A 10,183-nucleotide genomic window follows, 5' to 3' on the forward strand; every position below is an offset into this window, starting at 1 on the left:
ACGACTACCGCGCTAAGGTGATCTTCGGCTAATGGTTTTTATGCGCTGACCCTGGATCAACGCATCCACCAAGGCCCGAGGCAGCCTGTTTGTGCTTGTCTGCGATTGCCTTGAAGCTCAGACATGTCAGTCAGGCTCGCTTAACCTTTGGGAAACTCTGTCGCCGGCTGCTAAGCTCTGGATCTGTTACGCAATATCAGCTATGCGATCATAAGTCGCGCGGAGCACGGCGGTTCGTCTCATGAAAGGTCTCTCTCGACATCTGTTCTCCTGCGCTCTCGCGTCTTTGATGCTGCTTGGTATGGGCAAACCGGGAACGGCAGCCCAGGTCGAGATCGGACCAGAGCTGAATCGCCTCTCTGCGGCGCATGGGTTCTCGGTCTCCGGGGTTGAGGTGCTGGAGGATGAGCGCGGGCGCTCGGAGGATGTCGATCTTTACCGCCGGCTTCGAGTGCTGCTGGAGCGTTTTGATCATATTCTGGTACACGGCGCTGATGGTGAGGTGGCGCGGGTCATCATCATGGGCCGGACCAGTGCGAATCCCCCCCCGAAGCTTCAGATCAATCCTGAATCGAGTGCTGATTCGGCGTCGGGACAGATCGAGCTTGAGACCATCCGTGAAGGCGCTCAGCATTCGGTTCGGGTCACCCTCGAGGGAACCGGCGGTCGGCGCGTCGACCGGGTGCTGTTGATCGATACCGGCGCGGATGCAGTGGTGCTCCCGGCCTCGATGATCGAACCGCTCGGTCTGGATCAAGCGAGTCTGTCTGAGCGCGAGGTGCAGACGGCGAATGGCCGGGCGCAAGCCCTGATGGGGACCTTGGAGGCCGTTTGGCTGGATGGCGAGCGTCTACCCAAGGTTGCTGTCGCCTTCCTGGACGTGGATAAGCTTGGCGCCTCCGGACTCCTTGGCATGAGCGTGCTGGGACGTTACCAAATGACCATTGACGATGAGAACAATCGTCTGATGCTGACGCCGAACCGTGGCGGCGGCTCATCAACCTCAAGCCTTGAGACGCAGGCCGTGAGCCGTTAGCGACTCGATCTCAATGGGCGCGCCGCCCGAGGATCGAGAGCCGCGGATAGCCTCTTGCCCCGATCGGCGCGCTAGCTCACGAGGCGACGTGTGCCGAGCAGGATGTGGCGCTGCCTGAGGTCGGCTAGCAGGTTTGCGCCAAACCGAATCACCTGGTCTGGCGCTGGGTGCTGGAGCTCTTCCGCGATCGTCTCTAGGCACGCAAGGCCCGATGGCTGAGCCTGCTCCTTCAGTAACTGGAGCAAGCGCTGCGTGACCAGATTGATCTTCAAGAATTCGACCTCGTCGCGACGGTTGCGATACACGACCAGGTGTGTCAGCTCAGGATCAGGCTGCTGTGGCTGGTGCTCTGGGCTGATTTGATGAACCGGAAACCGATAGCTCAGAGTCCAGGCCAGCGGCGAGACCAAGGGCAGGCCGGCGAGCAGATCACCATTCGGATCGGCGAGATCGACGTCTGCTTCGTCATCGCTGAACAGCAGGGCGGCTTCGACCCACTCGTAATGGGCGAGCTCGACCATGAACGGCGGGTCATCGGGCTGCGCCTCGCGCTCCGTGCTGAGAAAGGCGACCAGCTCTTGACCCAGCTGCGGAAACAGCGGCGTGGCCGCGCGGTGCTCGACCAGGAATTGCCGAATCAAGGCATCCCAGCGGGAGCGGCCGAGGCAGCGGTACAAGACGGGGAAGCCCTGACTCAAGAGCGACGAGACATTATTAAAGAGCAGGCTGCGATAGATCGCCATCCGCCTGGGCTCGATGTCTGCGGGCGCGGGCGTGCCCTCGGGATCGCGGATATGGCCCGCAAACCCGCGCTGGATCTCGGCACAGCTCGCCGGCTCTGGGCTGCTAGGCGATAGGGTGGTCGGGCTCGGCTCAGGCATAGGCTAGCTGCTCCTTGAGGATAGGATGCAGGCTGTTGCCGTTCTCGGCGCGCCGCGCGGCTTGAAGACTGCTGATCTGTTGCACCTCTGTTGTGAGCTGCGCGAGTGGTGGGATGTTGAAATCGCGCTCCAGCAATGTCGGGAAGACGCCGAACCGCTCATAGGCACGCTCGAGCAGGTTCCAAACGGGCTCGATCACATCAGCGCCATGGGTGTCGACCCGCAGATCCGGTGCCTCTTGGTAATGCCCCGCGATATGACCGTAGACGACGCGCTCGCCGGGCAGACCGTCAAGGAAGGCGTTGGCATCATAGCCGTGATTGATGCTATTGACGTGGATGTTGTTGACATCGAGCAGCAGATCGCAGTCGGCCTCACGCACCACCCGATTGATGAACTCGAGCTCGCTCAGCTGTTGGCCGGGTGCGGCGTAGTACGAGACGTTCTCGAGCGCAATGCGGCGCTCCAAGATATCCTGGACCTGCCGAATGCGGCCAACGACGTCGGCGATCGCCTCCTCGGTGAACGGGATTGGCATCAGGTCGTAGAGGTGACCATCATCGGAGCAGAAGCTCAGATGCTCGGTGTAGGCACGGATCTGATGGCTGTCGAGGAAGACCTTGAGCTTACGGATAAAGTCGAGGTCGAGCGGTGCCGGCGACCCGATCGAGAGAGAAAGTCCATGGCAGACGACCGGGAAGCGCTCGGTCATGCTCCTTAGGACCTTTCCCCAGCGCCCGCCGACGCCCATCCAATTCTCGGGCGCGATCTCCCAGAAATCGACCTCAGCGGGCGGGTGCTCGGCTGCGGCGGCCGCGAAGGCACGCCGCAGACCAAGGCCGGCACCATGAACAGGATAGCTTGGGACGCTCATGGCTAGCCTCTCAGAGGTCTGGGTGATCAGCTCGCGCCGCCGCACTTGCCCTCACCGCACTTGCCTTCGCCCTCACCCTTGTCGCCGCACTTGCCTTCGCCACCATCCTTGCTTCCGCATTTGCCTTCACCGCACTTGCCCTCGCCACAGCTGCCTTCACCGGCAAGCATCAGGTAACCGCCGTTGAGCTGCTCAGCACCGAATGGGTTATCTGCGGCATGGGCCGCGCCGACCGCGGAGAGACCGCCGACTAGGGCGGCACCGATCACAGCAGCAGCGGGGGTCATAGAATTCTTAGACATGGGGTCCACTCCGAAAAATCATTAGGTTATCGTTGATTTCGGTCTCCGCTCGCGCGCAAGACCAGGTCTCGGCTACAACGCCAGCGCCCTAGTCATAACACAGTATTCGACTAGGGTAAAACCAACGGCTTGCATGGCCAATCGCTGTCGTCGTCAGTAAAGACCCAGCTCAACGGTCAAATGTTTCATCGGCGCTGGAATCGGCCGGGATCAGATCGGTTCAGTGACGCGGCCGCCGGCCGGCTCCGCGTCGCTTGATGCACTTCAGATAGGCCTTGGGGTTGAGGTCGCGGCCGTCGCGCTGCATCTTCCAGATCGCTTCGGCCAGGCACTCGAGGATGCGGTGCTCGGCCTCATGCGCATCACCAGCGCATTGAGCGACCATCGCCTGATAGAGACGCCGGATGCCTGGGGGCCGATCGGTCGTGACCTGTTCTTGGAGTGCGATGTGCAGGGCCATGTGCAGGAAGGGGTTGCTCTCTCCTCTTTCCGGTAGCCATTCGCGGCCGAGGGCGCGCTCGCCTTGCTCGAGGAGGGCGTGATACTCGGGGTGCTGCTCGGCAACCTCGATGATCTGTCGCTCAACAGGCTCCAGTGGCTCGCCTTCGCGTGCCTTGCGCCAGGCAGTCAGATAGGCTTGGCGGAGTTGGTCGCGATCTTGATGGAACATGCGGGCTGAACCTGGGCAGCGGATGACTGGTCACGGGATCAGGCAGAGACAGGGTCTCGGCGGCGTTGCCCAGATGGATCAACATGGAAGGATCGAGACGGAAGAATCAACGGAAGAATCACATGGCCCCGCTCGGGTTGTGGATCGTCGCTACCCTGTCGCTGTGGCTTCGTCGCTGTTGCTTGGCGTCGCTCTTGGGATTAGCGCCGACGTCGTCGCTCGGTCCACTGGCGTCTTCTGCTTGTATTCGCAAAGGTCTGAGATCGGACAGCTCGGGCAGTTCGGTGCCCTTGCCTTACAAATGTAGCGGCCATGGAGGATGAGCCAGTGATGAGCATCCTGCAAGAACGGCTTGGGCACCAGGCGCAGCAGCCGCTGCTCGACAGCCAGTGGCGTCTTCCCGGGCGCAATGCCGGTGCGATTCGCGACCCGGAAGATATGCGTATCGACGGCAATCGTCGGCTCACCAAATGCGGTATTCAAGATCACGTTTGCGGTCTTGCGGCCGACGCCGGGCAACGCCTCGAGCGCAGCGCGATCTCGGGGTACCTCACCACCGTGCGCGGCGAGGAGCGCGCTGCAGGTCGCAATGATGTTCTTGGCCTTGCTGTTGAACAGGCCGATGGTTCGGATATGCGTCTTGAGCCCGTCCTCGCCTAGGGCCAGCATCGCAGCCGGGGTGTTGGCGACCTCGAACAGCCGCTCCGTGGCCTTGTTGACGCTCTTGTCCGTCGCTTGGGCTGATAAGATCACAGCGATCAGCAGCTCGAAGGCGCAGTTGTAGCGAAGCTCGGTCGTGGGAGCGGGGTTGGCCGCTTTGAGCCGTTCGAAGATGGCCGTGCGTTTTGTCTTGTTCACTCGCAGCCCACTTGCCCTAGACGACGGCCCGTTCGCGCAGCACCTTCACTTGGAACAGCGTATTGCGCTCCTCTTCTTCCAGCGCGGATTGGATGAAATGGATGCTGCGCTGATAAAGCGGGATGATGTTGTACTTGAGCGCGTTGACGCGTTTTTGTGCCTTACGCTGCTCTTCCATCAGCCGATAGAGGGCAATCTCGACCTCGCCGAGCCGAGCCAGGAGCACGGCGGCCTTCGCGAGATGCTCGCGGGTGTTATCGAAGCTCGCATCGGTTCCCAGCAGTCCGGCGGGCTTCATCGGCAGCGGTTCTGCGGTCACCGACGGATACTCAACCCCGAGCGAGCGCCGTGGCAGGATATCGACCCGCAGGCCTGCGGAGGCGCCGAGGGCAGCCTGATTCAGTCCACGGCTGCCCATGCGCAGATGGGTGATCCCGAGGCAGCGATAGGCCTCGGCGAGCCCAAGCTCTGCATCCTCGCGCAGTCGTCGGTATTCGCCGATGCGCTCGTAGACCAAGCGGGTGAGCAGCTCACGCTTACGCTCGAGCAGGTCGTGACCCTCCTCGAGAAACTTCGCCTGTTTCTTCAGCGATAGCAGGGTATTCTTGGTCGGAGGGACCTTGAGGACTTGCTGGGCCATGGCGTTGACAACTCGGCGTGACGGGTTAGGACCTGAAATAGGACCTAGAGGTTACCTGCAACTGAGCATTGTGCCAAAGACCCACGCTCATCGGTGCCGTTCCAGATCAACAGACGATGACCGTCGGTCAACGGGTCGATGGTGCTCCGGCGCGGCGCTGCAATCGCCGCGTGCCAGTAGTGCCGAGCCATAAGCGGCCTCTCGATGCTGTGCCGCTTGCACCGGCAACCCCAGCACACGGCTGCGAATTGCGGTCCAGGTCGGATTCTGGGCGCCACCACCGCTGCTGAGCACGCGCACCGGCGCTGGCGCGCCGAGCTCGCACAGCCGCTGATAGCCGGCACGCTCGATCTCTGCGATGCCCTCAAGAAGACCAGCGAGGAAGAGCGCGTCCGATGCTGGTCGTGGTGTGATGCGCGGTGCAAGGTTGGGGTCAGCGATCGGGAAGCGCTCGCCGCGACTTGGGAGCGGGTAGTAGGTCAAGCCCGTCCGTTGATCTGGGTCGATCTGCGTACTGAGTCGGCTGAGCTCGTCGTCGTCGAAGTGCTGCCGCAGAGCGGCCCCGCCGCTGTTCGAGGCGCCGCCGACGAGCCAGAGGTTGCCGATACGATGACTGTAGACCCCGCTGGCGGCGTCGCTGACGGCTCGGTTCGAGATCAGCTTCAGCACCAGTGTTGAGCCGAGGCTGGTGACGGCATCGCCTGGCGCCCGAGCGCCGGCGGCGAGCGTCGCTGCCGTGCTGTCGGTGGTCCCTGCGCAGATGCGCAGGTCCGGGGGGAGCCCAATCTCGGTCGCCACTTCTGAGCGGATGGGCCCAAGGTCGGTACCGGGTGCGTGACAGCGCGGTAGCTGTATAGGCGCGAGGTCCATCGCCAGCAGCCAATCCGGCCAGCTCAAGCGCTGCGGGTCATAGCCAAGCTTCAGTGCGTTGTTCCAATCGCTATCGCCGAATCGGCCGCTCAGCCTTCCACCGATCCAATCGGCCTGATGCAAGGCGAGCACCGGTTGCTTTGGCTCTAGCTGATGGCGCAGGTGCAAGAGTTTTGCAAGCGAGGCGCTGGGTCCGCGCGCCGCTGAATCCGCGGGCGCTTGCTCTGCAACGAGCTGGGCCTCGGCGATGGCGCGCGCATCGTTGTACATCAGCGCCGCTGTGAGCGGCTGGCCTTGAGGTGTGCAGAGCAGAATGCTGGCCGAGGTCCCATCGACGCAGAGTGCTTGCGGGCGATAGCGGTGGAGATCACCGATCAGCGTGCCCAACACACCAACCACGGCACACCACCAGGCCTCGGGATCTTGCTCGACAGCGCGAGTGTTCGCGCGGCTGCTCGTCGTCTCACGCTTCGTCGTCCGACGCTGGGGAAGGTCGGCCTTGGCGAAGGCGATTGGCTGTGCAGCAGGGTCGATGGCGATTGCTCGGCAGCCGGAGGTGCCGAGATCGAGGCCGATCCAGCAGCGGTTGTCACCGGTCTCCGTCAAGGTAGCGCAACCGGTGTTGGTGCCTGCCAGCTGGGGGCCCGGTGCTCGACGACGACCGTCGTGTAGATGCCGCCGCGGACATTGAATTCAGCGGTCAGACGCATGAAGCGCGGCTCGGTCGCTTGCACCAGGTCAGTCAGGATGCGGTTGGTCACCGCCTCATGGAAGGCGCCCTGGTCGCGATATGACCAGACGTAGAGCTTTAGCGACTTGAGCTCGACACAGGTTGCTTCTGGAACGTACTCCAAGGTCAGCTCGGCAAAATCTGGCTGACCGGTCTTCGGGCACAGGCAGGTGAACTCGGGCACTCGGATGCGGATGCTGTAGTCACGCTCTGGCTGAGGGTTCGGGAAGGTTTCCAGTGTCTGGCTGGGTGCGGTCGCCATCGTCATGCAGTCTCCTGGGTTGTGGTGGCGCGGGGTCGCGCAGTATAGGACGAATCCTCGCGGTACTCGGGGATCTCGCCTTGTGCGAGACTATGGATGTTGGGGTCCAAGACCCAGCGTCGAGACCCTCTGCTGAGCGTGGCGCTGATGGATTCGCAGGTCTCGCTCCGACCTCTCTGTTGCTCTGTCTTTGCGAGGCATCTCATGAAACGACGTCGATTCTCCACTGAGCGACGGTTCCGTCTGGTCGGCGCCTTAATTTGCACAATGCTCGCCGGAGGTCCGTTGGCCGACGAGGGCAGCGATGAGGTGCTCTACCAAGTGTCGACCATCGATGCCCTGCTTGCGGGTGTCTACGACAGCGTCGCGACGGTTGGCGATCTTCTCCAGCAGGGCGACTTTGGTCTCGGTACCTTTGCGGCACTCGATGGGGAGCTGATCGCACTCGACGGCGTCGTTTATCAGGCTGCGAGCGATGGGCAGGTCAGACGCATGCCGCCAGAGACCGGAACGCCCTTCATGGCGGTCACCGAATTCGAGGCCGACCAAACCTTCACGCTGAGTGACTCGATCGACGAGGATGCGTTCCACAGGCAGCTTGAAAAGCGCTTTCCAAGCCGCAACACCTTTTATGCCATCAAGGCTGAAGGGCGGTTTGCGCAGATTCGCTATCGCAGCGTGCCGCGGCAGCAGCGACCCTATGCACCGCTGGCCCTCGTCGCGCGCGAGCAGGTGGTGTTCGAGAGGCAAGATATCGAAGGCACCCTAGTCGGGTTTTGGTGTCCGGCCTTCGTTGACGGGATCAATGTACCGGGATTTCATCTGCATTTCCTCTCTGCGGACCGTGCTCATGGCGGTCATGTGCTTGGCTTCCTGATGGAGCAAGCCAGCATCGAGCTCGACCAGACCAGCGGCTGGAGCATTCAGCTGCCAATGGACCAAGACTACTTGGAGGCGAATCTCGACAGCGATCGTAGCGCTGAGCTGAAGACCGTCGAGCAGGGGCAGCCAAGTGACGAGCGATGATCGGTTGGGCTTGATCGGGCGTGGGCCTCGGACGCCGATCGCGATCGATGATCAGACGTCTGCAATCCAGGCATAGAGGCTGCGTCTGGCGTAGATGCGGAATCCCATTTGTGCATAGAGTCGGCGGGCTGGAGCATTGCGGGCGTCGACCGATAGCAGGACCTTTGCGGCGCCATGATGAGCGGCCCGGCTCAGGGCCTCTTGCACCAGCTGCCGGCCCAGTCCTTGGCCGCGCTGCTTTTGAATCGTTTCAGATGCTCAAGGTGCTCGTTCACGTCATCGACGCTGAGAGGCGATTTGTATTCCACCGCTACGGCAACCTGCGCATTCATTGCCAGCAGATCGACTTTGGTAACCACCTGGCCGTTGTAGTGATAGGCGGTGAGGTTCGGCGCCACCTGATGCACCGGCAGACCACGCTCGCGCAGCGGACGCACGACTGCCGGGCAGACCACCTCTTGGACGAATTCACCCAGCCGATTGACTTGCCGACCCAGCAGCGCTTTCAGCGCCTGAATCTGGCGGTCGGTTTACTGAAACTTGCGGTCGGTTTCACCAAAAAGTGCCCAAATGTCTTCTGCCGATGTGGCCATGGTGGGTGCTTCGCTTGATAGACAGTTTCCAGCCCTGCAGCTGACAGGCTCAGGTGCAGGCGTGAATCGGTCAAGCCGAGGCACGCGAACTCACACTCGCCGACATGCGCCTGCTGACAAGGAAGTCCAAACCGCGATCCTTCCCGGTCTTCGCTCGACCAACTCCCGGTTTGCCAAGGCCACCTGCCGGACATAGACTTAGTCGATACCTTAGTCCGCATCAGCCAACCCGTCATGACCACAATCGTCAACGTTCACGAAGCAAAGACCCATTTCTCAAAACTCCTCGAGCAGGCCCATCGTGGCCAAGAGATCATCGTCGCTAAGGCCGGTAAGCCTTACGCCCGGCTGTTGCCACTTGCCAACGCGGCACCGCAACGTCGACCGGGCCGACTGCCAGGCCGAGTGGACGATGCCTTCTTTGAACCCTTGCCCGACGAGGAGATTCGCGCTTGGGAGGCTGAATGATGCGGGTTTTGCTCGACACGCACGCCTTCCTCTGGTGGACAACGAACAACCCGCAGCTATCGGATAGAGCCCGTCAGATGATCGCGGACCCGGACAACAGCATCTACGTCAGTGCTGCGAGTGCCTGGGAGATTGCCACCAAGCAACGCATTGGCAAGCTCAAGGGCGTACCGGATGCCACCGCTCGCTTCTCAGAGCTTGTGGCGGCAGATGGCTTCGATCCCTTGCCAATCACTCACCTCCATGCGCTCCGCTCCGGAGGCTTCAAGGTTGCTCATCGAGATCCTTTCGATCGGATGCTTGCAGCGCAGAGCGAGATAGAACATCTCCCATTGCTCACGTGCGACCCCGCCTTTGAGCAATTCGGCATCGAGACCGATTGGTAATGCCGCACGTTTTCGCACCAAACGCATCCACTTCCAAAAGCGCGCTCGCAAGGACCAGTTGATCACTCGTTCGCTCGACAGCGAACTGCAGCAGATTACCGGTGATGCCGACAGCGGCCGACGCTATGCCGACGATGCGCGTCACCAGCCGCTCGCCGGGTGGATCACTGATCTCGAACGGCACCCCAGAGCCATTTATCACCTCGTTGACCCGCTGCAGCGGCTCCTCGAGATCGCTGCGGCCCGGGGCCTGATTGCTCTGGGCCTGGCCAAGGGCGCTGCCCGCGGTGGGCAGCACCTGCTGCATCAGGCCCTCCAGGCGCTGGCGGGGACTGAGCTGGTTGACGGGTGCCGAACCGGGTGCGGTCTGGCGGAGATCGGTGATCGCGCTGGAAATGATCTGCTGGCTCCCGGGTCACAGCGGTTGCGGTCTGCTCGCTTGGTGGCCGCAGCGTGACCTCTTCGCGAGGGTCACGTGTCGCGGACTCAGCGAACTCCTAGGGCCAGAACTTGAGGATGCCGATGATGAGTCCGCCGGTGCCGATGGTGACGCCGAAGGACCAGCGCATGAAGCTGTCCATGCGTTG

Annotated in this window: 15 protein-coding genes; 6 read left to right on the forward strand and 9 right to left on the reverse strand. The window is 62.0% G+C overall.

Going from position 1 to position 10,183, the window contains the following annotated elements; all coding sequences use genetic code 11:
* Positions 1 to 241: 241 nt before the first annotated feature.
* On the forward strand, positions 242 to 1,036 hold the full coding sequence (locus ACY693_RS08780) for a retropepsin-like aspartic protease family protein (protein ID WP_462321449.1): 795 nt from the start codon (positions 242 to 244) through the stop codon (positions 1,034 to 1,036).
* Positions 1,037 to 1,107: 71 nt separating this feature from the next.
* On the opposite strand, the gene ACY693_RS08785 is transcribed toward ACY693_RS08780, so the two are convergent.
* From ACY693_RS08785 to queF, 8 genes are all read right to left on the reverse strand, one after another.
* Positions 1,108 to 1,917 carry an HvfC family RiPP maturation protein gene (locus ACY693_RS08785; protein ID WP_462321450.1) on the reverse strand — a complete coding sequence of 270 codons (810 nt, stop codon included), beginning with the start codon at positions 1,915 to 1,917 and terminating at the stop codon, positions 1,108 to 1,110.
* A complete protein-coding gene (locus ACY693_RS08790; protein ID WP_462321451.1) occupies positions 1,910 to 2,791 on the reverse strand; it encodes an HvfB family MNIO-type RiPP peptide maturase in 882 nt (293 codons plus the stop codon). Before ACY693_RS08790 ends, ACY693_RS08785 begins: the two co-directional genes overlap by 8 nt.
* Positions 2,792 to 2,817: 26 nt before the next feature.
* Positions 2,818 to 3,093 carry an HvfA family oxazolone/thioamide-modified RiPP metallophore gene (locus ACY693_RS08795; RefSeq protein ID WP_462321452.1) on the reverse strand — a complete coding sequence of 92 codons (276 nt, stop codon included), beginning with the start codon at positions 3,091 to 3,093 and terminating at the stop codon, positions 2,818 to 2,820.
* 220 nt (positions 3,094 to 3,313) lie between these two features.
* Entirely contained in the window at positions 3,314 to 3,763 is a 450-nt protein-coding gene (locus ACY693_RS08800) for a DUF1841 family protein (protein WP_462321453.1), read from the reverse strand.
* A gap of 150 nt (positions 3,764 to 3,913) precedes the next feature.
* Positions 3,914 to 4,621 carry an endonuclease III gene (gene nth / locus ACY693_RS08805; RefSeq protein ID WP_462321454.1) on the reverse strand — a complete coding sequence of 236 codons (708 nt, stop codon included), beginning with the start codon at positions 4,619 to 4,621 and terminating at the stop codon, positions 3,914 to 3,916.
* Between the two features lie 16 nt (positions 4,622 to 4,637).
* The gene (locus ACY693_RS08810) at positions 4,638 to 5,261 is read right to left on the reverse strand and encodes a V-type ATP synthase subunit D (RefSeq protein WP_462321455.1); all 624 of its coding nucleotides are present in this window, start codon (positions 5,259 to 5,261) and stop codon (positions 4,638 to 4,640) included.
* Between the two features lie 87 nt (positions 5,262 to 5,348).
* Positions 5,349 to 6,737 carry an FGGY-family carbohydrate kinase gene (locus ACY693_RS08815; RefSeq protein ID WP_462321456.1) on the reverse strand — a complete coding sequence of 463 codons (1,389 nt, stop codon included), beginning with the start codon at positions 6,735 to 6,737 and terminating at the stop codon, positions 5,349 to 5,351.
* Positions 6,734 to 7,123, reverse strand: coding sequence for a preQ(1) synthase (gene queF / locus ACY693_RS08820; RefSeq protein WP_462321457.1), 390 nt, complete (start codon positions 7,121 to 7,123; stop codon positions 6,734 to 6,736). The genes ACY693_RS08815 and queF overlap by 4 nt, the downstream gene beginning before the upstream one ends.
* 204 nt (positions 7,124 to 7,327) lie before the next feature.
* Between queF and budA the strand changes: the two genes are divergently transcribed.
* Positions 7,328 to 8,149, forward strand: coding sequence for an acetolactate decarboxylase (gene budA, locus ACY693_RS08825; protein WP_462321458.1), 822 nt, complete (start codon positions 7,328 to 7,330; stop codon positions 8,147 to 8,149).
* Between the two features lie 51 nt (positions 8,150 to 8,200).
* Here the strand turns inward: budA and ACY693_RS08830 are convergent, their stop codons facing one another.
* On the reverse strand, positions 8,201 to 8,356 hold the full coding sequence (locus ACY693_RS08830) for a GNAT family N-acetyltransferase (protein ID WP_462321459.1): 156 nt from the start codon (positions 8,354 to 8,356) through the stop codon (positions 8,201 to 8,203).
* A 47-nt stretch (positions 8,357 to 8,403) separates the two neighbouring features.
* Here ACY693_RS08830 and ACY693_RS08835 point away from each other — a divergent pair, with 47 nt between their 5' ends.
* From ACY693_RS08835 to ACY693_RS08850, 4 genes are all read left to right on the forward strand, one after another.
* Positions 8,404 to 8,760, forward strand: coding sequence for a hypothetical protein (locus ACY693_RS08835; RefSeq protein ID WP_462321460.1), 357 nt, complete (start codon positions 8,404 to 8,406; stop codon positions 8,758 to 8,760).
* A 216-nt stretch (positions 8,761 to 8,976) separates the two neighbouring features.
* Entirely contained in the window at positions 8,977 to 9,210 is a 234-nt protein-coding gene (locus ACY693_RS08840; protein ID WP_462321461.1) for a type II toxin-antitoxin system Phd/YefM family antitoxin, read from the forward strand.
* Entirely contained in the window at positions 9,210 to 9,596 is a 387-nt protein-coding gene (locus tag ACY693_RS08845) for a type II toxin-antitoxin system VapC family toxin (RefSeq protein ID WP_462321462.1), read from the forward strand. Before ACY693_RS08840 ends, ACY693_RS08845 begins: the two co-directional genes overlap by 1 nt.
* Positions 9,565 to 10,053 (forward strand): hypothetical protein, encoded by a 489-nt coding sequence (locus ACY693_RS08850; RefSeq protein WP_462321463.1) that lies wholly within the window; start codon positions 9,565 to 9,567, stop codon positions 10,051 to 10,053. Before ACY693_RS08845 ends, ACY693_RS08850 begins: the two co-directional genes overlap by 32 nt.
* The last annotated feature ends 130 nt before the right edge of the window (positions 10,054 to 10,183 follow it).

Source organism: Halochromatium sp. (genome assembly GCF_054919635.1).

Excerpts from the sequence above, each read along its gene's own strand:
- ACY693_RS08780 (WP_462321449.1), top strand. The coding sequence starts at position 242 with ATGAAAGGTCTCTCTCGACATCTGTTCTCCTGCGCTCTCGCGTCTTTG.
- ACY693_RS08785 (WP_462321450.1), bottom strand. The coding sequence starts at position 1,917 with ATGCCTGAGCCGAGCCCGACCACCCTATCGCCTAGCAGCCCAGAGCCG.
- ACY693_RS08790 (WP_462321451.1), bottom strand. The coding sequence starts at position 2,791 with ATGAGCGTCCCAAGCTATCCTGTTCATGGTGCCGGCCTTGGTCTGCGG.
- ACY693_RS08795 (WP_462321452.1), bottom strand. The coding sequence starts at position 3,093 with ATGTCTAAGAATTCTATGACCCCCGCTGCTGCTGTGATCGGTGCCGCC.
- ACY693_RS08800 (WP_462321453.1), bottom strand. The coding sequence starts at position 3,763 with ATGTTCCATCAAGATCGCGACCAACTCCGCCAAGCCTATCTGACTGCC.
- ACY693_RS08810 (WP_462321455.1), bottom strand. The coding sequence starts at position 5,261 with ATGGCCCAGCAAGTCCTCAAGGTCCCTCCGACCAAGAATACCCTGCTA.
- queF (WP_462321457.1), bottom strand. The coding sequence starts at position 7,123 with ATGGCGACCGCACCCAGCCAGACACTGGAAACCTTCCCGAACCCTCAG.
- budA (WP_462321458.1), top strand. The coding sequence starts at position 7,328 with ATGAAACGACGTCGATTCTCCACTGAGCGACGGTTCCGTCTGGTCGGC.
- ACY693_RS08835 (WP_462321460.1), top strand. The coding sequence starts at position 8,404 with ATGCTCAAGGTGCTCGTTCACGTCATCGACGCTGAGAGGCGATTTGTA.
- ACY693_RS08840 (WP_462321461.1), top strand. The coding sequence starts at position 8,977 with ATGACCACAATCGTCAACGTTCACGAAGCAAAGACCCATTTCTCAAAA.
- ACY693_RS08845 (WP_462321462.1), top strand. The coding sequence starts at position 9,210 with ATGCGGGTTTTGCTCGACACGCACGCCTTCCTCTGGTGGACAACGAAC.